Origin of the sequence: Ornithinibacillus caprae (genome assembly GCF_009728145.1) — a bacterium.
In the GTDB taxonomy this organism is placed as follows: Bacteria; Bacillota; Bacilli; order Bacillales; family Amphibacillaceae; genus Ornithinibacillus; species Ornithinibacillus caprae.
This window is the reverse complement of the sequence record NZ_WOCA01000005.1, coordinates 143511-169020: the sequence shown is the minus strand read 5'-3', so window position 1 is coordinate 169020 and position 25510 is coordinate 143511. Positions and strand designations below refer to the sequence as shown.

Below are 25510 nucleotides of genomic sequence, written 5' to 3'. Positions count from 1 at the left end.
GACATCCATCTATTAAACTAGTATTATTGGATTAGAAATCATTTAGAAAGTTTATATTATATGCGTATAATTTAGGGGATATGGCCCAAAGTTTCTACCAGACTACCGTAAATGGTCTGACTACGCGGATTTAGTAATGAGAAGTAGATGGTCTATTGTCACGAAATTTAGATATTCTGCAGTCATTATTTTGTCTTGCATAGTTATGGTAGCACTCTTGGGAATCAAGGGTGCTATTTTTATTTGTAAATTAAGATAGTAAAACAAGGAGGAAGCAAACGTGAAAAAGTATTTTCAGTTTGAGGAATTAGGTACAAATTATCGCAAAGAGTTTATGGCTGGCTTAACAACATTCTTAGCAATGGCATATATTCTTTTTGTTAATGCAGATTTACTAAGTGCAACAGGTATGGATCAAGGTGCCGTATTTACTGCTACAGCTATTGCTGCTGCAGTTGGTTCATTATTTATGGGAATTATTGCGAAGTATCCGATCGCCCTTGCACCAGGAATGGGATTAAATGCATTCTTTGCATTTACAGTTGTTATAGGTTACGGCATTCCTTGGGAAACAGCTTTAGCTGGTGTATTAGCTTCAGGTCTTATATTTATTGTTTTAACCTTATCAGGAATTCGCGAAAAAATAATTAATGCTATCCCAGCAAACTTGAAAAAGGCAGTTGGAGCTGGTATTGGCCTATTCATCGCATTTGTAGGGTTACAAAGTGCTGGAATTGTTGTTGGAGATGAGGCTACTTTAGTTGTTTTAGGTGATTTAACTTCACCTACCGTATTACTTGCTGTTTTTGGATTAGTAACATCGGTCATTTTATTAACGTTTGGTGTAAAAGCTGGTATTTTCTATGGAATGATTTTAACAACATTAGCTGGTATTATTTTTGGACTTACGGAGTTAAACGGAATCGTTGGTAGTGTTCCAAGTGTAGCTCCTACATTTGGTCAAGCATTTTTACACTTTGGTGATATCTTCACATTAGAAATGCTTGTTGTCATTTTAACATTCTTATTCGTGGACTTTTTTGATACTGCTGGAACATTAGTAGCGGTTGCATCGCAAGCAGGATTGGTAAAGGATAATAAGTTACCTCGTGCTGGAAAGGCATTGTTTGCTGATTCAGCTGCAACGGTTGTTGGAGCGACAGTTGGTACATCAACGACTACTTCCTATGTAGAGTCTACAGCAGGTGTAGGAGTAGGTGGTCGATCTGGTTTCACAGCAGTGGTTACAGCAGGATTTTTCTTGTTAGCATTATTCTTCTCCCCACTATTAAGTGTAGTAACATCTGAAGTAACAGCACCTGCTCTAATTATCGTTGGTGTATTAATGGCTTCAGCTTTAAAGGATATTGAATGGGATCAATTCGAAACTGCGGTACCTGCATTTTTAACCATTATTATGATGCCACTAACGTATAGTATTGCTACAGGTATTGCACTTGGATTTATTTTCTATCCGATAACAATGGTAATTAAAGGTCGTGCGAAAGAGATTCATCCAATAATGTATGGATTGTTCATAGTCTTTGTACTGTATTTCGTGTTCTTAAATTAGAAAAAAAGAAAAGGCAATTTATAATTTTAATATGAATTTTGAATGGAATTAGCAGAACACATCGGGAGTATCTCCCTTTGTGTTCTTTTAAAGTTTGATAACCATTAAAAAGGTGCGAAACCATTATGATTTCACACTGAAGATTTTGTACTATAACTAGATTGCACTCCGTTTTATATCGAAATTATTGGCTCTCTTGTGCAACTGTTTTACCAAATGGAAGTACATGATAGAGCGTCATAAAGATCGTTCCTACTATAGCTAAACCACCCATGATGGTGTATAATGTTCCTCCACCAAAGGAATCAATTAGAGCTCCTCCCATCAACGAACCGATAATACCTGAGACCCCAAAGAATACGGAAAAGAATACAAGATGACCAGTAGATTGCAGTAATTTTGGAATAAGACGTGAAACATAATCAAATGCTGCTAAATAAAATATCCCAAAGGTTAATCCGTGCAAAAATTGAAGGGCAATTACAAATGATGGATCATCTGCAACAGCGTACATAAACCAACGCAAGCTATAAAGAATACCGGCAATAATGACAAATACTAATGGATGGAATTTTTTAAACCAGTAGCCAGCAAAAAAGAATACAGCCGCTTCACTTGCAACACCAACAAACCATGCTAGACCAACCAAAGCTTCATTACCACCAAGCTGTTCAACATATAATCCAATAAAACTATCATTTGCACGATGGCCAATTGTAATAAATAATATTAAAAATAAGAAAATGACAAACGGTTTATTTTTAATTAATTTCTCAACATCCTTAAATTTAACAGGATCAGACTCCACGTTTACATCTTTTAAACGAATCGCAACAAGTAATGCAATGAAACCAAAAAACAAATATGGCCAAATCATATATTGCACACCGACATTATTTAGAATAGACCCAATAACTAGAGAAGAGGTAGCAAAACCAATTGACCCCCATGTACGGATTGTTCCGAATGATGTACCTAATTCACTTGCACGGCGTTGTGCCAAACTATCTCCAAGTGCCCCAATTGGAGTCACAAAAAAGTAAAAAACAGCTCCCATTAATAGAATAGTAAATAACGTATTCATTTGGAAGAATAGAACACTAAAGATTAGTAACCCAATAATACATATAACTAAAATTCGTTTTATGGTTTTATATTTATCACTTAAATATCCCCAAAACGGTTGGGCAAAAATAGTAGCCAGAGGTCCAATGGCAAGGACATAGCCAATTTCCGTTCCACTTAACCCTTTATATTGTAAATAGAGGGGTAAGAAGCTAAGTATAATTGTATTTGTAGCATGAAAGCTAAATAAAAGCATTTTTAAAGGTATGGTAGATTCCGTGTTTGACAAGATGTCCGCTCCTAATCTGTATAATACTGTAAGAGCAATTATACTACTTTACTGGATAATCGGAAAGGGACAGGGTTTTGTTTGTTAAGACAGACACAATTGGTAGTAGGAACACTTTAGTTGTAGAGAGAAATGCAGGGGGAGTCGATAACCATTCATACACAAAAAGCAGTCCCTAATTGAGACTGCTTTACATAGTTACTTCCAGTTTTCGTTTATAAACTCATCACGGCCAGATTTGGCACGATCTTCTTTATATTCATCTTCGTTTTTCTTATAAAAGTCTTGGTGATAATCCTCTGCAGGATAGAATCTAGCTGCAGGTAAAATTTGTGTTACGATAGGCTTCATAAATTTGCCGCTTTCAGTCAATGCTTGTTTAGATGCTTCAGCACATTCTTTTTGCTCGTCATTGTGGTAAAAAATAGCTGTTCGATATTGATCTCCACGATCATGAAATTGCCCACCGTCGTCTGTAGGGTCAATTTGTTGCCAATAGAGTTTTAATATTTCATCATAAGAGATAATATTCGGATCATAGGTTATTTCAACAGCCTCATAATGACCAGAAGTACCACTTTTCACGTCTTCATACGTAGGATTTTCAAGATGTCCTCCAGTGTACCCGGATATAACACGATGAACACCATCCCACTGATCAAATGGTTTTACCATACACCAAAAACATCCACCAGCAAATGTTGCTTTCTGATTCATAGTCAAATTGTTCCCTCCGATTGCTTGTTCCTCAGTTTCATAAACTTATAAAAATAAGAATATATATTTAAAAAACTATATCATATTTTTTAACAGATAAGAAAGAATTAGCTCTTTATTTTGCGTAAGCGAAACGAAGGCTTCTGCCATAAATGTTGGACATAAGCTGTGTTTTCTAAAATAGTGAAAACGAATTCCGTACATGAGCTTAATCCTGTGTTAAAATGATAGAAGATTAAGATTATTGAAAGGGGTGTCATTTATGCGGGATATACCAATTGTTTATAGCCAGTATCGACCACATCCTATTAGAGAGAGCTTTGTAAGGCGTAGTCAGTTACAAAAGAAGCTTAGTTCTGCTCCAAATTATACACTAACTCTATTATATGCTGGTGCTGGCTATGGAAAAAGTACCGCACTTTCTCTGTTTGAGTATGACAGTAATTTGGAAATGTGTTGGTATTCAATATCCCAAAATGACGATGATATTCTGCCTTTCTTAACGAAATTAACACACTCGATTAAAGTGAAGTATCCGGTATTTGGAGGTGTTCTCCAAAAAGAGCTAGATGCATTAGGGAACTTTATGGATACAGAGCAAATCTATCGATTGGCATCTACGTTTATTAATGAAATACTAGATCTTAAAAATGAAGTTATAGTAATACTAGATGATTTTCATTATGTAATGAACTCACATGAAATTGAAAAATGGGTCTTATTTGTACTTGAACATATGCCTGCCAATTTACATCTTGTGATTTCTAGTAGAAATAAACCAAAATGGGATGTTCTTCCTACTTATAAAATAAAAGGTGATTTGCTTGAGGTTACCCAAGATGATCTAACCCTATCTGCAGTTGAGATGGATTACATTTTAGGGGAAGTTTTGCAGATCTCCACGACGGCTGAGGACTTATCCAAAATATATCAATTAACAGAGGGCTGGGCAATTGCCTTTAACATGCTCACACAGCAAATGAATGATATGACTTCGATCGATTCAATTTTTCAAAATCGCTACCATTCGCTTGATGATCTATTTGATTACCTAGCATCGGAGGTTTTGGTAAAGCAATCATTAATTATACAGCAATTTTTAATGCAATCTAGTGTGTTAGATATTTTGGTACCGGATGTATGTGATCAAATTTTACAAATTAAGGGTTCAGAAGAATTATTACATGGTCTTGTAGAACAGGGGTTATTTGTTTCAGAAGCAGAGGAGCATGTTTATCGGTACCATGCTTTGTTTAAGGCATTTCTAGAAAGCCAGTTAATGAAAAAATATAAATCGGAATATGATACATTGCATCGTAGAGCAGGGCAATACTTTGAGAAAAAACAGGATCTGGAATCTGCTTTGTATCACTACCGGAAAATCAATAGCTATCAAAAAGTAGCTAATATTTTAAAAGAATACGGTATGATTCTCCTTCGTGCAGGAAGGCTTCAAAGCCTATATGAATTACTAGTAGAATTACCAGGCGAACTGAAACAGGTTTATCCAGTTCTATATTTTTATCAAGGAGAAATAGAACGATACCGATCTATGTATGAAAGAGCAGAACGAAATTATGAACGAATTATCAGTCTGATTCCAGAATACGATCACGAACATTATAATTTGATAGGACTTGCTTTTGAAGGAAAAGCTCGAATATATTTAGATACGATTCAGCCAGAGCAGGCAGAACGATTCGTGAAGCAAGCCATTTGTATGCGCGAAAAAGCAACCGCACCGAAAGAAGAGATGGCTAAGCTATATCAATTAATGGCGGAAAACCTCGTAAATTTCGGTCAGGCTGGAAAAGCTGAGGCATGGTTTGAAAGAGCAAAAGCATTAAATCTACCAATTGAAGAGGGGAACCTTCAAGCTAGAATTTATCTTCGTACAGGAAAACTAGCAAAAGCAAAAGAGACACTAGAACTGCGAAAAAACGCAACGAACGATATGGAGCATTTACCACAATCGCATAGAGAAACAGAGATCCTATTGTCTATTATTCAAGCATTTATGGGGAATGCAGAAGAGAGTAAAAAACTTGCTTCCGATGGAATTCAGTTGGGACTATCTATCCAATCTCCGTTTGTCGAAGCCTGCGGTTGGATGCGGATGGGGCACGCCGTTCAGTTACTTGATCATTATGATATTCATTTAGCGAAACAGTGCTATGACACGGCACTGGAGATTATGGAAAAAATAAATGTTTCTAGAGGAAAAGCAGAACCATATATGGGGTTATCTATTCTTCTTGGCAAGCAGCTTGAATATGAACGTGCAATTGAAATAGCTAAGAAAGGGTTATCAGAAACAGAAAAGGTAAAAGATAGATGGTTGAGCGCCATTATTAAGCTAGGAATCATTATAACGGAAATCTATAATCATCATTATGATAGAGCGATAAAAATGATCAAAGAAGTAAGAGAGGAATTCGATGCGTGTGGTGACCGATATGGAATAATGGTTACCGCGTTTTGGAGAGCGTATATTGCTCATGAAAAAGAGGATAACGCTGTGTTTACAAAGGAAATGGAATTATTCCTCCGTGAGGTACAAACAGAGGAATATGATTTTTTCGTAAAGCGACGAACTACATTTGGACCATCTGATCTACAAAATATCGCACCAATGCTCTTAAAAGCTAAAAAGCTAGATGTTGAATCGGAAATCATAACGAGGTTTATGTATGAACTGAACTTTGATGAAAATTTAAAAAATCACCCAGGATATACGTTAGTTGTCCATACACTAGGTCACCTTAATGTATGGGTAGGCAATAAAAAAGTTAAAAAGCAAGATTGGCAACGCGGAAAGGCTAAGGAGTTATTTGAGCTGTTCATTACAAATAGAAATAAATTACTAGCAAAGGAAGAGATTTACCAAATATTATGGCCGAATCTAGATGAGGCAACAGCAAATAAAAACTTTAAAGTTTCTCTAAACGCATTACTAAAAGTGTTAGAGCCGAAGCGAAAAGCTCGAGAAGACTCTTTCTTTATTATTCGAAAAGGAAGTGCTTATGGGTTAAATCCTGATTCGGTGTTTGAATTAGATATGGTTAATTTTGAACAATGGATCAATCACGGATTAGAGGAAAAAGATCCAAAGCGTTCTGGGGAGATATTAGAAAAGGGATTAAGCTTGTATCAAGGTGAGTTTTTGGAAGACCTACGTTTTTCGGATTGGTGTTTAACAGAAAGAGAACGACTTCAACTTATCTTTTTACGTGGAGCAGAAAAATTAGCACAGGTAAATATAAGGCTACAGAATTATAATAAAAGTATTGAATGGTGTGAACGAATCCTAGAAGTTGATCAAACATGGGAAGAGGCTTACCGACTTTTGATGTACAGTTATTATCAGCTAAACAACCGCCCGCAAGCGATTAAATGGTATGAAAAGTGTTGTGATGTATTGGATACTGAGTTGGGTGTTGAGCCTATGTTACCTACCATAGAAATGTATCACTTAATTATTGAATCAGAAGAATTGAATTCGTACGAATAAGCCCTCATTAGTTGAGGGTTTATTTTTTTGCTCTTTTTGTGTAGTGTGATGGTTGATAATTTTTAGAAAGTTCTATATAATATAAAAAGTGAGAGGTGAGTCATATGTCAGAAATGAAAACGGAAGGACTAACTACAAAGGGGATGAAAACAAGACAAAATATCCTACAAACTGCAGAACAAATTTTTGGAGAAAAAGGATACTTCGAAACGTCTGTAGCAGAAATTACAGTAAGAGCAGGAGTAGCTCAAGGTACTTACTACAACTACTTCCCTACCAAGAAAGCCGTTTATGATGAATTGATTTATCAATTAAGTTCAAGCTTTCGTCATCATATCAAGCTAGCAATGAAGGATAAATCAACATTTGAGGAAAAGCAACGAGCTGGATATCTAGCCTTTTTTGAATGGGTAATGAACCACCGAAATCTATATAGCATTGTACAACAGTCTGTATTAGTAGACATCAACTTATATCGTTGGTATTACGAAAAGATCTCGGAAGGATTTATCAAATCTATAGAAGAGGCGATCGATCATGGGGAATGTAAGCCACTTGATCCCGAAACAGTTGCCTATTGTTTGATGGGAATAGGTCAATTTATTGGCATGCGCTGGGTGTTTTGGGAAGAAAAACAAGTTCCTACACACGTATTTGATGAAGCAATGGAAGTGATATTTAATGGACTAAATCGAGAGGAGGTGAAATAAGTGGAGCCAATTTCCTATTGGGTTCATAAACGTGCTTTTATTACACCAAATAGAGTTGCTTTACTTAGTAGAGATAATAAATATACGTATAAAGAGCTCTCAAAAAAAGTAAACGAGATGCAGGCTTTACTGCATTACCAATTCCAGCTGCAAAAAGGTGATCGTGTAGCAATTCTTGCACATAATCGTGAGGAGTATTTGATCACATATTTTGCAATCGCTCAATTAGGATTGGTTGCTGTTCCTTTAAACATTCGTTTAACTGCACCAGAACTTGCATTTCAGATTCAAGACAGTGGTGCATTAACTATACTTTATGAGAATGAAACGAAAGAATTATTTAAAACACTATGCAGTCATGTTAATTTTGAAAACGCTTACTCTTTTGATGATGAAATAGTTGCTCAGAACAATTTAATAGCAGATGTTGCTATCGACGTAACGAATGATCCATTTGTAATTTGTTATACATCGGGAACAACAGGAAGACCAAAAGGTGCGGTCTTAACACAGGCTAATATGTTTTGGAATGCCTTAAACAATCAATATGCAATTGATATAACATCAGAAGATAATGTCATCGTACTTTTACCATTATTTCATATTGGTGGAATCGGATTGTTTGCATTTCCGACCATCCTTACTGGTGGTACAGTCGTCATACCAGGGAAGTTTGAACCAGAACATGCAATCAAAACTATCGAAGATCATAAGATTTCGATTGTGATGGGTGTTCCAACCATACTCGATGCCATCCGAAAACATCCTTTATTCGAAACTGCAAATTTTAGTTCGGTGAGATGGTTTTATAGTGGTGGTGCTCCTTGTCCAGAGGAGTTAATCAAAGCGTATATTCAACGGGGATTTCCATTAGGACAAGGTATGGGAATGACGGAAACTTCGCCAACTATTTTTATGCTTACAAAAGAAGATTATAAACGAAAAATTGGAGCCATCGGTAAGCCGGTGATGTTTTGTGATATATCCCTTGTTGATGGGAATGGAATTCCAGTCGAAAAAGGAGAAATTGGGGAGCTGCTAATTAAAGGTCCGCATGTGATGAAGGAGTATTGGGGGCTACCAGAGAGGACGAAGGAAGCTATTCGGGATGGATGGTTTTATTCTGGTGATCTAATGAGACAGGATGAAGAAGGATTTATCTATGTTGCTGGAAGAAAGAAAGACATGATTATTTCAGGTGGGGAAAATATCTATCCTTTGGAAGTGGAACAAGTTTTGAAGGAGCTACCAGAAATCAATGAGGTAGCTGTAATTGGTAGGAAGGATAAAAAGTGGGGAGAGGTACCAATAGCGTTTATTTCTTTTAATCCAAAACAATTCTTATCAGAAGAAGAGATGGACCTATTTTGTCGTACAAAGCTTGCAAAGTATAAGGTTCCGAAAAAATATACGATAATAGAAGATTTACCAAAGAATGCGACTGGAAAAATTGATAAGAAAGCCTTAACTAACTACGTACAATCGAGGTGATGTCACATGCAATTTACAATTGGGCAATCTGCTCACTTCTCAAGGACAATAACTGAAACTGATTTCGTAATGTTTGCGGGGTTAAGTGGTGATTATAATCCAATTCATGTAGATAAGGAATATGCTACACAGACATTTTTTGGAGAACGCATAAGTCATGGCTTACTAACCGCAAGTTTTCTATCTAGACTGCTAGGCATGCTTTTACCAGGACCAGGATCTGTTTATATATCCCAAACACTACATTTTACAAAGCCGGTTTTTATTGGGGATACGATTACAGCTCATGCTGAGGTGGTGCAAATCAACGAGAATAATAGATTAATAACCTTACAGACTACTTGTGCCAAGCAACATGGAGATATTGTTCTGGATGGAGAAGGTGTCATGAAACTACCTAAGGAGGATCCAGAACGATGATTGGAATAGAATTAACGAGTATTTTTGAACCAGAACAGAAAGAGACAGCAGCACAGTTAGCTGAAAAAACAGGTATCCCAGAACAAATCATTAAAGAAAAATTTGGGTTAGTGGAAAAGCGAATCACGAATAAAGAGATGCATGCTTCAGATTTAGCTATTGCTGCGGGAAGAAAGATATTAGAAAAAGTTGATCCGAAACAAATAGATGTTGTAATTTACTTTGGTAGTCCATATAAAGATTATCAAGTGTGGACAGCATCATCAAAAATTCAATACGAGCTTAAAACTACAAATGCTTATTCGTTTGAAATGATGAATGTGAGCTCCTGTTTTCCTTTAGCGGTAAAGGTAGCAAAGGATATGCTTTCATCTGATAAGGATCTTAATAATATTTTATTAGTCGGAGGTTCAAAGGAGTCGCAAATAATTAATCATGATAATCCACGCTCACGTTTCATGTTTAATTTTGCAGATGGTGGAGCTGCTGTATTAGTTACAAAAGATGCAACCAAAAGTGAAATTCTTTCTTCATCTATTATAACGGACGGTTCGTTTAGTAAAGATGTACTTGCTCCAGGTGGAGGTTCTGTACATCCAGTAAGTAAAGAAGTTGTTGAAAAAAACATGCAATATATTGATGTACCAGATCCAAAGAGTATGAAAGAGCGCCTAGATCCTGTATCAATCCCCAACTTTGTTAAAGTCATCGAGCAATCATTAGAAAAAAGTGGTGTGCCCCTCACAGAATTGAAAGTACTTCTACCACTTCACACAAAAAAATCCATGTTTAGAGAAATTTTAGATACTGTTGGTCTTGAGGAAAATCAAGCTATTTATTTAACACATCATGGGCATATGTCAGCCTTAGATCCATGTTATGGACTATATTTTGCTGAAGAAAGAGGTTTACTTCAAAAAGGAGACGTGGCTGTTATCGTTTCAGCAGGAACTGGTTATACGTGGGCTGCAACTGCAATACGGTGGTTTGGTTAAAGGGTTTGTAACTATCTTGTAACTAGTATTCATTATGCTAACAGCAATTAAATCTTTATCAATTTAAGGGGGAAGCGTTTAATGAAGCTAAATCGTGTTTTCATGTTTATGGTAGCTATTTTATGTATTGGATTGTTAGCTGCGTGTGGAGATGAGGGAGCATCAGGTGATTCAGATGATTCCATAAAAGTTGGTGTTTTATTATCACAAACTGGTGCTCTAGAAAGCTATGGGTTACAGACACAAAGAGGATTTGAACTAGGGATGGAGTATGCAACAGACGGAACGATGGAGGTCGCTGGTAAGAAAATTGAATACTACTTTGAGGATACAGAAACAGATCCTACGGTAGCACGCCAAAAGGCATTGAGTCTTTTAGAGGATAAAGAAGTAGACATACTTGTAGGTTCATCTAGTTCGGGAGATACACTTGCTGTTACGCCTTTGGCTGAGGAATATGAAAAAGTAATGATTGTGGAGCCAGCAGCTGCAGATAGTATCACTGGATCAGAATACAATGATTATGTTTTTAGAACAGCAAGAAATTCATCACAAGATGCAGCAGCGGCGGCAGCGGCAGTTGCTAAAGAAGGGGTTAAGATCGCAACATTAGCACCTGATTACTCATTTGGGCATGATGGTGCGAAGGCGTTTATTGAAGCTGCAGAAGATTTAGGTGCGGTTTTAGTTCATGAGGAGTATGCAGACCAAGCTGCTACTGACTTCACTGCTAATATCCAAAAAATTATTGAGGCAGAACCAGATTATTTATTTGTTGTTTGGGCAGGAGCAAATACACCTTGGAATCAAATTGTTGATATGAAAGTACAGGAACAAGGTATTAAGGTAACAACAGGAGTTGCAGATATTGCAACACTACCATCGATGGCACCGCTTGTAGGTATGGAAGGCTTTACCCTTTATTACCACACATTACCTGATAATGAAGTGAATGATTGGCTAATCGAAGAGCATAAGAAGAAACATGATGGAGAAGTTCCAGATCTATTCACCGCTGGTGGGATGAGTGCAGCTCTTGCAGTTGTTGCGGCAATAGAAAAAACCGATGGAGATACAACTGGTGATGTCATGATTGAAGCAATGGAAGGAATGAGCTTTGATACACCAAAAGGTACGATGACTTTCCGAGAAGAAGATCATCAGGCATTGCAGGAAATGTATTCTGTCACATTAGAAGAAAGTGATGAGTTTGATTATCCTGTTCCGGTATTGAAACGGGTACTGACAGCTGAAGAAACAGCACCACCAATTATGAATCAGTAAGGTAATTTTAAAGAACACAACCCTTACCTTTTTTGGTAAGGGTTTGTTCACAAATGGACGAAATGCATTGAAGGAGGAAAATGATGGAGGCAATCATACAGACGGAAGATTTATCTATTTCCTTTGGTGGGCATGTTGCGGTTGATTCGGTATCGATAACTATACCAAGTAAAAAGTTCACCTCTATTATTGGTCCAAATGGAGCTGGAAAAACAACGTTTTTTAATCTGTTAAGTGGTCAGTTATCACCCACAAAAGGCTCGATATTTTATAAAGAGGAAGAGATTACGAAATTATCAACCACGGAACGAACGCGTTTAGGTATTGGAAGGTCTTTTCAAATTACAAATGTATTCCCGAATTTAACCGTATTAGAGAATGTTCGATTAGCTGTCCAGTCACAGAAGAAGGTGCGCTACAACATGATTGCGCATTTTCGTCACTTTAAACAATTTGAACAAAAGTCGTATGAGATTTTAGAAAAAGTCTTTTTACTGGAAAAAGCAGATTCGAAAGCTGTCAATCTAGCACATGGAGAAAAAAGAAAATTAGAAATAGCCATGTTACTTGCTTTAGAAACGGAATTATTACTATTAGATGAGCCTACTGCTGGAATGTCATTAGAGGAAGTGCCAGCAATTATTGATGTCATTAAACAACTGAAGCAAGAAGATGATCGTACGATTGTACTTATTGAACACAAAATGGATATGATTATGGATTTGTCAGATGAAGTACTTGTACTATTTCATGGAGAATTACTAGCTAAAGGGAAACCAGAAGAAATTGTGCAAAATGAAACGGTTCAATCTGCTTATCTGGGGGGAATGTATGATGAAAAGCAACTTACTTAAGTTACAACAAGTAGAGGCATATATCGGACAATTTCATATCTTGTATGACATTACATTTGAAGTCCCTAAAGGAGAAGTCACGGTCTTACTAGGGAGAAATGGTGCTGGTAAAACAACAACATTACGCACGGTTATGGGATTAAACCCTGCATCCAAAGGTTCGATTACCTTTAAAGAACAGGAGATTAGCAGCTTGAAGCCTCATATGATTGCTAATCGTGGAATTGGCTATGTACCAGAGGACCAAGGGATATTTGGAGATTTAACTGTTGGAGAAAACATTAGAGTAGCGATGAAGAAAGAAGATCAAGTAACAACAAAACGAATGGAATGGGCACTGGAGCTATTTCCGGATTTGAAAAAGTTTTGGAATAAGCCTGGCGGACAATTGAGTGGTGGTCAAAAGCAAATGCTCGCTATCGCTAGAGCATATGTAAATGAAAACGAATTATTACTAATCGATGAACCGAGTAAGGGATTAGCTCCGATCATTGTAGAAAAAGTGATGGAATCTATCCAACAGATGAAAGAAAGGACCACGATTTTATTAGTTGAACAGAATTTCTTAATGGCAAGTCGAATAGGGGATCAATTTTATATTATTGATGACGGTCAAACGGTTCATGATGGACAAATGGGAGAATTGAAAGAAGATAAGGTTTTAATGAAGAAATACTTAGGAATCTCGTAGAAAGGAGGATATGCCGAAATGGACTTAGTATTTAGTTTGCTAATAAATGGGCTTGCTACAGGTATGTTGATATTTCTTCTGGCAGCAGGTTTAACCCTGATTTTTGGTTTAATGGATGTATTAAACTTTGCTCATGGGGGATTATTCATCTGGGGAGCTTATACAGGGGTATGGTTCTACCAAATGAGTGACAGTTTCTTGCTTGCAATTATGGTTTCCATCATAACTGGTTTACTCCTTGGTCTAATAACGGAAAAACTAATTGTAAGACCTGTGTATGGGAATCATATCCAACAAATATTAATCACCTTAGGATTTATGCTCGTTTTACAGGAGTTAATTAAAGTTGTATTTGGACCAGATCAAAAAGCAGTGTTTCCTCCTGGGTGGTTACAAGGTAGTTTTATGGTTGGAGATATCGTTATCATAAAATATCGTTTATTTATAATCGTGCTAGGATTCCTTGTTTTTTTCCTTATATTCTTTATCTTAAAACGAACAAGAATTGGTTTAATCGTTCGTGCAGGTGTTATAGACAAAGAAATGATTCAATCTTTAGGTATTAATATACGATTTGTATTTATGCTAGTTTTCATGGTAGGTGCTGCAATGGCTGCTCTGAGTGGTATGCTTCACGCGCCCTACTCTGGAGTAATTTATGCCGAAATGGGATTAGAGTTTTCGATCTTAGCTTTTATTGTGGTTGTTATCGGTGGAATGGGGAGCTTTACAGGATCACTATTTGCAGCATTATTAGTTGGGCTAGCTCAGGCTTTCATGGCATATTATTTTCCTGCACTTTCGCTTGCTGTAAATATGCTATTGATGGCAACGGTACTTATATTTAGACCACAAGGATTGTTTAGGGTAAAGGGGTGAGTTTCTTATGAATCTACGTAGTATCGAGAGAAGTACTTGGATCTATATAGCAATTGCTCTGTTATTATTTATTGTTCCGTTTATTGTTACGGGACGAAGTATGCAATTTATTCTTATTCAGATCTTTATTTTTGGGATATTTGCTATGAGCTATGATTTATTACTAGGCTTCACAGGGATCATTTCGTTTGGACACGTCATGTTTTTTGGCATTGGAGCTTATTCAACTGCTATTTCATTGGACCGTTTTGATTCAACGATTCCAGCATTACTTTTAGGTGTTGTGCTCGCTTTGGTTATTGCTGCGATTGTTAGCTTTATTGTAGGAATATTAACACTGCGATTAAAGAGTCACTTTTATGCGATGCTGACATTGGCGCTAGCAGGGTTGTTTTTGGTGGCGGCAGAAAAGTGGCGGTCCTTGTCAGGAGGAAATGATGGATTTACTTTTAGGCTTCCAGAACTTATACGTGATTCACAGAGTCAATACTTCCTTTGTTTAGTGTCATTGATTTTTATATTCTTTGGGCTTAGACGTCTTACTAAGTCCCCATTTGGAAAAGTACTGATGTCGATACGAGAAAATGAACAACGGACAGAATCACTTGGATATACAGTATTACATTATAAAGTAATTGCCAGTGTTGTTTCTGGTGTAATTGCTAGCTTTGCAGGCGTGTTATATATCATTTCACTTCGCTTTGTAAATACAAGTGTGTTCGCAACAGATCTGACAATTGATGTATTGCTGATGACGATTATTGGGGGAGTTGGAACATTAATTGGACCGATAATAGGTGCAGGTTTAGTTGAATTTGCTCATCATTGGTTATCCGGACTATCGGATGTTCATTGGATATTTGAACGTTGGATTATTTTATACGGCACGGTATATATATTAGTTGTAATATTCTTCCCACTAGGTATTGTCGGAACCATTCAAGCTAAGTTGTTTGGACGAACGGTTACCAAAGGGCTAAAGGATAACAAGTCAAAGGTAAGCTAAAGAGGTGGAAAAATGAATACAGTAGGAATTGTCAGTACGGGAATCTATCTACCTAAACAGCGAATGACTTCTAAGGAAATAGCTACCCAAGCAGGAATTCCCTTGGATGTCGTCGAAAAAAAGATGGGAATAAAGGAAAAGCCTATACCAGGCAAGAATGACCATACGGTAGAAATGGGTACAAGAGCAGCGAAAGAAACAATTAAGAAAGCCAGGATGGATCCGAAAGAAATAGATCTCGTGATGTACATTGGTGAAGAACATAAGGAATATCCACTATGGACAGCGGGAATTAAGCTGCAGCACGATATTGGAGCAGTGAATGCTTGGGCATTTGATACAGCATTACGTTGTGGGACAACGATTATGGCGATGAAGGTTGCAAAGGATATGATGCTTCAAGACCCTGCGATTAATACGGTTTTATTAGCAGGTGGTTATCGAAATGTCGACTTTATCAATTATAAAAATCCACGTACTCGCTTTATGTATAATCTAGGCGCTGGGGGCGGTGCAATTCTGTTACAGAAGGGTCGTACAGAAAACCAATTACTAGAATCCCATCTAATGACAGATGGATCCTTTTCGGAAGATGTTGTCGTAACGACTGGTGGCACCAAGAATCCAATTTCAAAAGAAAACCTAGATGCTGGAATGTATCAATTGGATGTGCAGGACCCTTCTGGAATGAAGGAACGTCTAGAACAAAAGTCAATGAAAAACTTTATTACTTGTATAGAACAGGCTTTGCAAAAAAGTGGATACACCAAAACAGATATTGATTATATTGCCATGCTGCACATGAAGCGTTCCGCACATCATTATGTATTGGAGAAATTGGGAGTAGATGCTTCTAAATCTATTTATCTAGAAGAATACGGGCATATTGGGCAGATTGACCAAATTCTATCCTTAGAACTAGCAGAACAGCAAGGGAAGCTTAAGCGAGGGGATGTAGTTGTATTAGTCTCTGCAGGTATTGGCTATGCCTGGGGAGCAAATGTAGTGAAATGGGGAAGCTAATTTCAAGTATCTAAGGAGAATGATGAAAATGGGAGCTATTCATTTGAAAAAAGTAGGTTTACCGAATGGAGAAGAAATTGCTTATCGGGAGCGTGAAGGTGGAGAAGCTGTTGTTGTGTTAGTACATGGGAATATGACATCTTCGGTACATTGGGATTTAGTAATGGAAAACGTAAGTGAATCGTACAAGGTTTATGCGATTGATCTACGTGGTTTTGGGGAGTCTAGCTATCATCAACCAATTACAGCTATCAAAGACTTTGCAGATGACGTCAAGCTTTGGGTTGATGAATTAGGATTACAAGATTTTGCCTTAGTAGGTTGGTCGTTAGGAGGGACTGTTTGTCAGCAGTTTTGTGCAGATTATCCTGGTCATTGCAATCGATTATTTTTACTTGCATCGGGTTCATCTCGTGGTTATGCGTATTATGCTACAGGTCCAGATGGAATGCCAGACATAACGAATCGCCTTGCAACCTTGGATGACATGATGAAGGACGGTAAACGAAACATGATTCAAGAGGCATACGACACAAAGAATTACGATTTGCTTAAGCAGGTCTGGGATATGTTAATTTATCAATCGAACCAGCCGGACCCAGACCGTTATCAAAAGTATTTAGAGGATATGACAACACAGCGCAATCTTGCAGAATGCTACCAAGCGTTAAATGTCTTTAATATTAGTGATGTGCATAATGGACTGACAGAAGGGGAAGACAAAGTGAAATTAATAGATATCCCTGTTTTGATTGCTTGGGGTGAAAATGACATCGTTGTGACGAAGCAAATGACAGAGGAATTGCGAGAAGACTTTGGAGATCAAGCAGTTTACAAAGAATTAAAAGGATGCGGACATTCACCATTAGTCGATGATTTGGATCAATTACTACAGGTTATGGAGGATTTTTTCGCTGAAATTAAAAGTGCAAGCTAATTTTACGGGAAGGGAAAGGGAGTTTTTTAGTTGAATAGATTACAAGATAAAGTTGCAATCATTACAGGTGCTGCAAATGGGATAGGTTTACAAGCTGCTCGTACGTTTGCTCAAGAAGGTGCAAAGGTAGCTATAGCAGATTTTGATGAAATAAACGGAAAGCAGAGTGAGCAGGAGCTTCAACGAGAGGGCTTAGCATGTACCTTTTTTCAAGTGAATGTGGCGGATAGAGAAAGTGTTGATGCAATGGTAGGAAAGGTAATAGAGGAATTCGGAAAGGTTGATATATTAATTAATAACGCTGGAATCACTAGGGATGCGATGCTTTCAAAAATGACGAATGAACAATTCCAACAGGTAATCGATGTAAATCTAACTGGTGTATTTAATTGCACCCAAGCAGTTCTGCCTTCTATGGTTGCTCAAGGGAAGGGAAAAATTGTTAGTACCTCTTCTGTAACCGGGACATATGGAAATGTCGGGCAAACGAATTATGCAGCAGCAAAAGCAGGGATCATAGGGATGACGAAATCATGGGCCAAAGAGCTTGCGCGTAAAGGAATTAATGTGAATGCAGTTGCACCAGGATTTACTGAAACCGGTATGGTAGCGGCAGTACCTGATAAAGTAATTGAGCAAATGAAGGCTCAAATTCCAATGCAACGCTTAGGGCGACCGGAGGATATAGCAAATGCATATCTATTCCTATCATCTGATGAAGCGAATTATGTTAACGGACATGTGTTGCATGTAGATGGTGGGATCATGATGTAATAGGAGGAGGCGCTTAAATACGTTATCGTGTTTAAGCGTTTTTGTCTATCATGAATTTAACGCAATAAACGGCCCAATATCCCTTCCTGTAACCCAACTGTAACTCTATCATATTAAGCTATTAATCAGATAATCTTGACTGATTTCGTAGTTGTAGGAGGGGTAGCGATGCATGCAAATATTGATTGGTTGGAATCCCGTGTGAAAATATCACCAACTCGAGAAGCGATTATAGATGCCGAAACACATGAATCATGGTCATATGAACGACTACATCATCGAGCTGTTATTCTAGCTAACTATTTATTAGCAAATGGGATCCAAAAAGGAGATCGGGTGGCTATTTTAGCACCTAACCATATTAGTTATCTTGATTTTATTTTTGCTTGTATGAAAACTGGTGCTATATTCGTTCCGTTAAATTGGCGCTTATCAGAGAATGAATTAGAATATGTTATTACTGACTGTCAGCCAAAGCTTATTGGAGTTGATCCAACTTTTCGTGAAAAAATCGGTAACTCAAATGATGATATGATTTTGCTAGATATAAAAAGTAATAAGTATGTAGATAATTTATTAGCAGAACCTCAATCATTTCAAACAGAAATTCTGGAAACAGATCCACTAGCAATGATCTATACAGGTGGGACTACCGGAAGACCCAAGGGGGTAGTTCTTTCTCATCGTTCGATATTATGGAATGCACTTAATACAATTACTAGCTGGAATTTGAATGAAGAGGATGTTACGTTAACGTGTCTACCAATGTTTCACACAGGCGGGTTAAATGTATACACCCTTCCATTATTATTAGTTGGTGGAAAGGTAGTTATATCTTCTTCCTTTCAAGCTGAAAAGGCTGTAAAAGATTTAATCAGATATCGATGTACCGTTGTATTATTTGTTCCGACAATGTATCACATGATTATTCAAACTCGTCAATTCCGAGAAGCTACCTTTCCAGATATGAAGGTGTTTGTGTCAGGTGGTGCTCCATGTCCACATAAAATATACGATGCCTTTCAGAAAAAGGGGATTGCCTTTAAAGAAGGGTATGGACTAACCGAGGCAGGTCCAAATAATTTCTTCATAGAACCTTCAGATACGAAAGAGAAACTGGGGTCAGTTGGAAAACCAATGTTGTTTAATGATATAAAAATAGTTAAAGACGATGGGGCAAAAGCGGGGCCAAATGAGGTAGGCGAGTTATTACTTCGGGGCTATCATTCCTTTGAGTTTTATTGGAATAAACCAATAGAGACGAAGGAAACCATTATTGATGGCTGGATTCATACGGGAGATTTAGCTAAACAAGATGACGATGGTTATGTTTATATTGTCGGAAGGAAGAAGGATATGATCATCACAGGCGGAGAAAATGTCTATCCACTAGAAATTGAGCATTGGCTAGAATCCCATGAGGGCATTATGGAAGCTGCCGTTATTGGGCTTCCTGATGATAAATGGGGAGAGGTTGTAACAGCCTTTGTAGTTGTTAAAAATAATCTGGCACAAGATGAATTGCGGGCGTATTGTGAACAAAAATTAACTCGCTATAAAATCCCTAAACAGTTTTACTTTCTAAATGAATTACCAAAAACGCATGTTGGTAAAATAAACAAAGCATTGCTAAAGAAAAGAACGATGGAGGATGTGGCTGGGAAATAACTTAAATAACTAATACGCTCACAATGAATGATTACGTGTAAGGATTTAGAGTGTTATTTTTTACCGATTTAATATACATTCATAATTGATGTAAAAAGCGCAGTAACTTATTGCCCAGTAAACACGCAAGAGAGGAACAAGTAACAGCAACGTGATTTACGCTTCGGGAAGTCGCTTTCACTTCCAGCACAAGGGCGACATCTGTTCAATCTCCTTGCAGTCACTTTCACAGTGTCTACTTTGCCGCGGGCGCGGCTTCAGTCAGGGAACATCTTGAAGATGCTTCTTTGCCCTTGCACCGAGGAACTATGCTTCGAAGCAATGCTAGAAGACGCAGGCGCATCAGAGTGGGGTCTTCAGACACGTGCTGTTCCCGCAGGAGTCGACTGCCCTCCGCTTCAATCACTAGACTAAAAAGAGCATCCCACGTTATTATATTTACAGATACAATATGGATTGTAGAGCATAATACCAGCGAAGAAAATACACGGAGACTCCTGCGGGAGGAAAGGCATCGGTAAGACCCCACAGTGCGTAGCACGAGGAGGCTTACCAGCCGCCCGCGGAAAGCGAAGTGTATTTTCGGAGCGCCGTTCCTAACGTATATTTCTTTTCTAGTTTTCAACCATTTTTTTCATAGCATTAGTTACTTCGCAGTTTATGTAAAATAACCAACAAAGTATACGAAAATGGACCAATTGAAAAATCTGAACTAATTCCAATTATAATTAAAGAATATTGATTCATAGATCCGATTTTCCTTGATTAAAATTCTTTTGTCTCAACTCCATTTACTTTTTTTTTTCGATTAGATAACTTGTTTTTTGTTAAAGGGATTCTTGAAAAGCGTTCTTTGCTTTTTTAGAATCCTTATACTTTTGAGTGCAAGCTTTTATGGTAAAAAACATAGGTACCACGTATATAGCATAAAAAAGATATTACTTATATGCTAAAATAAAAAGAGAGTAAATGTTGGAAAGTGGGTGGCATAATGGAAAAACCCCAAGTGCAAAGAATTCTAACGGGTAAAGTAAAACAAGTAGGAGACCCTCATTCAACTGTTTCAACGGATAAGCCGTGGGAGAGTGGAATGTTTAAACAAGAAATCGAGGGCGGTGTTTGGCTAAGTAAGACCGGCTTACATGGAGATGAGGTTGCTGATAAGAAGAACCATGGTGGGCCAGAAAAAGCAGTTTTTTGCTATCCGATTAGCCACTATGATTATTGGAAACAGGACTTAGATACGGATTCCATTGACATTGGTGCAAACGGTGAAAATTTTGCTGTTTTACATATGGATGAATCATCGGTTTGTGTTGGAGATACGTATAAATTAGGTGATACGGTCATTCAAGTTTCCCAGCCAAGGAAGCCTTGCTGGAAGCCCGGACGAAGAATTAACGTAATTGACTTTGCCTTAAGAATTCAACAAACCGGTAGGACAGGATGGTATTTCCGAGTGTTACAGGAAGGTCATGTTAATTCTGGAGCCGATTTAGAATTATTGGATCGTCCTTTTCCGCAGTGGACCATTTCAACATGTAATGAAATTATGTATGTTCATAAGGATGATGTTACCTTGACGGAAAAATTAGTAGCCTGTGATTTACTTGCTGAAAGCTGGAAACAGTCATTAATGAAACGGTTAAAACAACAAGCTACTAGATGAAGTGAATTTCAAAACGTCCATTAGTCAATAGTTAGCCACCTATACATTGTATAGGTGGCATGATTCGCTTATTCATCCTCTAAAAGTCGTACATTTACTCTATTCTTACGACTTGATTCAGAAATTAGCTTGTGGAGTTGAATAAATACGAGCCCATGTCTATACGTTGCCTTTATTTTATCGGAACGGACTGGAAAAGGTAAGGAAATTGTTCGTTCAAAAGCACCCTGTAATATTTCCTCTTTAACAACTATACCACCACCGTGTCCGATATCGATAACACCTCTTAGCTCTAATGTTGCATAATCTACATAAATATCTATTTTGTCTAAATCCTCAAGTCCCGGGACATTTACGATGCATAAAATTTCATGATCTGTTTGATAAATATTAACTTGGGGAATATTAGGTTTAATGATACCTTCAAACTGATCCCAAAATTTTTCACCAAAAAATTGATCCATATTACTTTTCCATTCGTTCATTTGTTGGAATGGATCCACGCGAAAACACCTCACTCTAGTTGGATAGATACTTGCATTTTATGCATGGTATGTAAAATAGGTGATAGCCTAGAAAAAATGAGGAAATAATTACTTTAATCTATTTGCAGAATACGGTATTCTAGATGCACACGTTAATAGGGGGTTTTATGTTTGTTAAGTAATGCTTTTGTGATGGTTGCGATCATATTTGTAATAAATGTTGTTTACGTATCCTTTCTGACCATTCGTATGATATTAACGTTAAAAGGGAAGCGTTATATCGCTGGATTCGTAGGTATGTTTGAAATTGTTGTGTATGTTGTTGGTCTGGGTTTGGTATTGGATAACCTAAATGAAATTCAAAATGTTGTTGCATATGCTCTTGGATATGGAATAGGTGTGATCGTTGGTTCCATTATTGAGGAAAAACTTGCACTTGGCTATATAACGGTAAATGTGATTTCAGGTAATCCTGACTTGAATTTCACACGCAGACTAAGAGAGAAGGGCTACGGTGTAACGAGTTGGTCGGCCTATGGAATGGATGGAGACCGTTTATCTATGCAAATTTTAACACCTCGTAAATATGAATTACGTTTGTATGAGGAAATCAAAACAATTGACCCGAAAGCTTTCATTATTTCGTATGAACCCAAGCAGATACATGGCGGATTCTGGGTGAAACAAGTTCGAAAAGGACGTTTGTTAAATCCGAAAAAGAAACCAGTAGCGGACAAACAAGCCAATCCACCAGGGAACACACAAAGGAATCATCCAAGTTCAAAACCACCACAATAATATCCTGTAAAATTCGCGAATAGTGAGTTATGATGTAGAGGTACCAATTCAACAAAAATGAATTGATATCTCTAATTTTTATGTGAAAAGATCAATTCATATTATGGTAATTAAGGCTTTTGTTTGAAGAAGTAAAAAAAGGATGTAATAAAGAATGAAATTAAAAAAAGCGCTACCCACTTTATTTATCGTAATGTTTTTAGTCATGGTTGGCTTCGGGATCATAATTCCTGTACTTCCTTTTTATGCAGAAGAAATGGGAGCATCTCCATTTGAATTAGGATTGTTAATGGCAACCTATTCGTTAATGCAACTGGTTTTTGCACCAATGTGGGGAAGAATATCTGATCGGATTGGTCGAAAACCTGTAATGTTGATAGGGATTGCAGGTCTTTCTTTATCCTTTTTCTTATTAGCATTTTCTTCACAGCTTTGGATGCTTTTTGCTGCTCGTATTATTGGTGGCTTTTTGTCATCAGCTAATATGCCAACCGTTATGGCTTATGTAGCAGATATCACATCCGAGGAAGATCGAGGAAAAGGGATGGGGATTATTGGAGCATCGGTTGGCTTAGGTTTTATTTTTGGACCTGCAATTGGCGGTGTTTTTTCAGAGACAAGCTTAACGATGCCTTTCTACATAGCTGGAATATCTTCCTTATTAACCTTTTTCTTAGTGGTCTTTCTTTTACAAGAATCTTTACCGAATAGTGGCATACAATCTAGGAAAAAAGCACCGATAGGAAAAATATTATCTGGACCAATTTCTATGTTGTTTTTCTTGCAATTATTTATATCATTATCATTATCTGGTTTAGAAGCAACCTTTGCTTATTTTGCAGCTGATAAAGCTGGTTTAGGTACAAAGGAGTTAGGCTATATTTTTATGATTATGGGCTTAGCGGGAGCTATTGTACAAGGTGGATTAGTTGGTAAAATGACAAAAGCGTTTGGAGAAGGTTTTGTTATTCAAATTGGGATTATCATATCAGCGGTAGGTTTTGGTCTAATTCTATTTGTAGATAGCTTTACAACAGCGGCAATATTCTTAACAGTTTTTGGGGTTGGAAATGGTGTGATTCGTCCAAGTGTTTCTGCTCTATTAACAAAAAGGTCAACAGTTGGTCATGGTAGTATTACTGGATTATTATCCTCCTTTGATTCCCTAGGAAGAATTGCTGGACCCCCAATCGGTGGCTGGTTATTTGCGATCGCAATAGGTTTACCTTATGTTGCTGGAATCATGTTATCGTTTGTTGCCTTGATTGTTTACAGAGTGTATGCATATAGGGAAAAAACAAAAATACGTACGGTAAGTTAATGACGGGACGAAATGAACCATTGCCTATATCGTGGAATACATTACTACCAAACTGAATTTTAGGAGGGTATGTAATGTATTATAAAGGGATGAAAGGTAATACGATGCGCTCTAACCATATATATAGGGAGTTTCCACCACAGCAGCAACCACAACAACCAGGAATTGAATCATTAATGGTACCAAGACCTATCATTGAGGACCCTAATTATACAGGATCAGATAAACTAAAAGACAAAGTAGCAATTGTTACGGGTGGAGATAGTGGAATTGGGGCTGCGGTATCGATAGCTTTTGCTAAAGAAGGTGCCGATGTTGTGATTCCTTATTATTATGAATATGAAAATGAGGATGCATTTCGAACCAAGCGAAGGATTGAAGAACTAGGTCGTAGATGTTTGTTAATTGTCGGTGATTTAAGAGACCGAAATCATTGTCAGTATGTAGTTGACCAAACGATTAAACATTTTGGAAAGCTCAATATATTAGTGAATAATCATGCAGTACAATTTGTTCAAAAAAGTTTGCTGGACATATCATTTGAACAATGGGATGCTACGTTTCAAACCAATATTTATTCGTATTTTTATATGACTAAAGCAGCACTTCCTTATCTACAGAAAGGTGACTCCATCATCAACACGTCATCGATTGTTACCTATGAAGGAAATGAACAGCTAATTGACTATACTGCTACAAAAGGTGCGATTGTTGGCTTTACACGTGCTCTCTCACAAAACTTAATTGAGGATGGGATTCGTGTGAATTCAGTAGCACCTGGTCCAATTTGGACTCCATTGATCCCAGCGAGTTTTTCGGCAGAATATATTAGTGAAGAGTTTGGAAAAGGTGTTCCGATGAAGCGAGCTGGTCAACCGTATGAATTAGCACCAGCATATGTTTACCTTACTTCTAGTGATTCTTCATACGTATCTGGTCAAGTAATACATGTGAATGGTGGACAGATGGTCAGTTCATAGTTAAGTAGAATCCGAACATTAATATAAAATTCCGTGAAAACGTTCGATGTTTTATTGACATTTCTATAAGCTATTTGGTATGCTTAAACCGAGAATTGAATACGGAACCTCATATATTTCTTGGGATATGGCCAATGAAGTCTCTACCCGGCACCGTAAATGCTGGACTATGGGGGAAGATGAGTCATTGTGTAAGCAATGATCTGTTTCTAGTCAGATGGGAAAGTTGGGATTTTCCATTCTGCCAAGTGAACGAAGGCTTGATGTAAGCCAAGTTTATGAATGATTTGAATTAGTCTATTCATCTTCTCTCAGGTATTGAGGGAGACGAGTAGACTTTTTTAATTTGATCCTACAAGATAGATAGATT

The 25510-nt window shown here is 37.4% G+C and carries 22 protein-coding genes and 2 riboswitches; of the genes, 19 read left to right on the top strand and 3 right to left on the bottom strand.

The window, feature by feature from the left end:
- The first annotated feature begins 42 nt into the window (after positions 1–42).
- Positions 43–143: riboswitch (purine riboswitch) on the top strand.
- A gap of 137 nt (positions 144–280) precedes the next feature.
- Positions 281–1573, top strand: coding sequence for an NCS2 family permease (locus tag GMD78_RS08790; protein ID WP_343042209.1), 1293 nt, complete (start codon positions 281–283; stop codon positions 1571–1573).
- 184 nt (positions 1574–1757) lie between these two features.
- Here GMD78_RS08790 and GMD78_RS08785 read toward each other — a convergent pair whose 3' ends face one another.
- Both GMD78_RS08785 and msrA read right to left on the bottom strand, forming a co-directional pair.
- A complete protein-coding gene (locus GMD78_RS08785) occupies positions 1758–2927 on the bottom strand; it encodes an MFS transporter (RefSeq protein WP_155668452.1) in 1170 nt (389 codons plus the stop codon).
- A 198-nt stretch (positions 2928–3125) separates the two neighbouring features.
- Positions 3126–3644: a peptide-methionine (S)-S-oxide reductase MsrA gene (msrA, locus tag GMD78_RS08780; protein WP_155668521.1), complete on the bottom strand. Its 519-nt coding sequence runs from the start codon at positions 3642–3644 to the stop codon at positions 3126–3128.
- A 262-nt stretch (positions 3645–3906) separates the two neighbouring features.
- Here msrA and GMD78_RS08775 point away from each other — a divergent pair, with 262 nt between their 5' ends.
- From GMD78_RS08775 to GMD78_RS08705, 15 genes are all read left to right on the top strand, one after another.
- The gene (locus GMD78_RS08775; protein ID WP_155668451.1) at positions 3907–7155 is read left to right on the top strand and encodes an AfsR/SARP family transcriptional regulator; all 3249 of its coding nucleotides are present in this window, start codon (positions 3907–3909) and stop codon (positions 7153–7155) included.
- Positions 7156–7259: 104 nt separating this feature from the next.
- Complete coding sequence (locus GMD78_RS08770; RefSeq protein WP_155668450.1) at positions 7260–7865, top strand: TetR/AcrR family transcriptional regulator; 606 nt, start codon at positions 7260–7262, stop codon at positions 7863–7865.
- Positions 7866–9356 (top strand): o-succinylbenzoate--CoA ligase, encoded by a 1491-nt coding sequence (gene menE / locus GMD78_RS08765; RefSeq protein ID WP_343042208.1) that lies wholly within the window; start codon positions 7866–7868, stop codon positions 9354–9356. It abuts the gene before it with no gap.
- A gap of 6 nt (positions 9357–9362) precedes the next feature.
- Positions 9363–9776: a MaoC family dehydratase gene (locus GMD78_RS08760; protein ID WP_155668449.1), complete on the top strand. Its 414-nt coding sequence runs from the start codon at positions 9363–9365 to the stop codon at positions 9774–9776.
- Positions 9773–10771 (top strand): 3-oxoacyl-ACP synthase, encoded by a 999-nt coding sequence (locus GMD78_RS08755; RefSeq protein ID WP_155668448.1) that lies wholly within the window; start codon positions 9773–9775, stop codon positions 10769–10771. The genes GMD78_RS08760 and GMD78_RS08755 overlap by 4 nt, the downstream gene beginning before the upstream one ends.
- An 81-nt stretch (positions 10772–10852) precedes the next feature.
- The gene (locus GMD78_RS08750) at positions 10853–12055 is read left to right on the top strand and encodes a substrate-binding domain-containing protein (protein ID WP_155668447.1); all 1203 of its coding nucleotides are present in this window, start codon (positions 10853–10855) and stop codon (positions 12053–12055) included.
- Positions 12056–12138: 83 nt separating this feature from the next.
- Positions 12139–12909 carry an ABC transporter ATP-binding protein gene (locus GMD78_RS08745; RefSeq protein WP_155668446.1) on the top strand — a complete coding sequence of 257 codons (771 nt, stop codon included), beginning with the start codon at positions 12139–12141 and terminating at the stop codon, positions 12907–12909.
- Positions 12890–13600, top strand: a complete 711-nt coding sequence (locus GMD78_RS08740) for an ABC transporter ATP-binding protein (protein ID WP_155668445.1) — start codon at positions 12890–12892, stop codon at positions 13598–13600. Before GMD78_RS08745 ends, GMD78_RS08740 begins: the two co-directional genes overlap by 20 nt.
- 18 nt (positions 13601–13618) lie before the next feature.
- The gene (locus GMD78_RS08735; RefSeq protein WP_155668444.1) at positions 13619–14479 is read left to right on the top strand and encodes a branched-chain amino acid ABC transporter permease; all 861 of its coding nucleotides are present in this window, start codon (positions 13619–13621) and stop codon (positions 14477–14479) included.
- Positions 14480–14486: 7 nt separating this feature from the next.
- Positions 14487–15485, top strand: coding sequence for a branched-chain amino acid ABC transporter permease (locus GMD78_RS08730; protein ID WP_155668443.1), 999 nt, complete (start codon positions 14487–14489; stop codon positions 15483–15485).
- A 12-nt stretch (positions 15486–15497) separates the two neighbouring features.
- Positions 15498–16508, top strand: a complete 1011-nt coding sequence (locus GMD78_RS08725; protein ID WP_155668442.1) for a 3-oxoacyl-ACP synthase — start codon at positions 15498–15500, stop codon at positions 16506–16508.
- Positions 16509–16536: 28 nt separating this feature from the next.
- The gene (gene phaZ, locus GMD78_RS08720) at positions 16537–17445 is read left to right on the top strand and encodes an intracellular short-chain-length polyhydroxyalkanoate depolymerase (protein WP_155668520.1); all 909 of its coding nucleotides are present in this window, start codon (positions 16537–16539) and stop codon (positions 17443–17445) included.
- A 30-nt stretch (positions 17446–17475) separates the two neighbouring features.
- Positions 17476–18219, top strand: coding sequence for a 3-oxoacyl-ACP reductase FabG (fabG, locus tag GMD78_RS08715; RefSeq protein ID WP_155668441.1), 744 nt, complete (start codon positions 17476–17478; stop codon positions 18217–18219).
- A gap of 168 nt (positions 18220–18387) precedes the next feature.
- Positions 18388–19887: an acyl-CoA synthetase gene (locus GMD78_RS08710; RefSeq protein WP_155668440.1), complete on the top strand. Its 1500-nt coding sequence runs from the start codon at positions 18388–18390 to the stop codon at positions 19885–19887.
- Between the two features lie 991 nt (positions 19888–20878).
- On the top strand, positions 20879–21556 hold the full coding sequence (locus GMD78_RS08705; protein WP_155668439.1) for an MOSC domain-containing protein: 678 nt from the start codon (positions 20879–20881) through the stop codon (positions 21554–21556).
- A gap of 68 nt (positions 21557–21624) precedes the next feature.
- Here GMD78_RS08705 and GMD78_RS08700 read toward each other — a convergent pair whose 3' ends face one another.
- Positions 21625–22059: an Hsp20/alpha crystallin family protein gene (locus GMD78_RS08700; protein WP_343042207.1), complete on the bottom strand. Its 435-nt coding sequence runs from the start codon at positions 22057–22059 to the stop codon at positions 21625–21627.
- Positions 22060–22212: 153 nt separating this feature from the next.
- Between GMD78_RS08700 and GMD78_RS08695 the strand changes: the two genes are divergently transcribed.
- The 3 genes from GMD78_RS08695 (at position 22213) to GMD78_RS08685 (ending at position 25140) form a co-directional block, all read left to right on the top strand.
- Positions 22213–22839, top strand: a complete 627-nt coding sequence (locus GMD78_RS08695; protein ID WP_155668438.1) for a DUF2179 domain-containing protein — start codon at positions 22213–22215, stop codon at positions 22837–22839.
- Between the two features lie 154 nt (positions 22840–22993).
- Positions 22994–24160 (top strand): MFS transporter, encoded by a 1167-nt coding sequence (locus GMD78_RS08690; RefSeq protein ID WP_155668437.1) that lies wholly within the window; start codon positions 22994–22996, stop codon positions 24158–24160.
- 74 nt (positions 24161–24234) lie between these two features.
- On the top strand, positions 24235–25140 hold the full coding sequence (locus tag GMD78_RS08685; protein WP_155668436.1) for an SDR family oxidoreductase: 906 nt from the start codon (positions 24235–24237) through the stop codon (positions 25138–25140).
- 89 nt (positions 25141–25229) lie between these two features.
- Positions 25230–25330, top strand: a riboswitch (purine riboswitch).
- Positions 25331–25510: the final 180 nt, after the last annotated feature.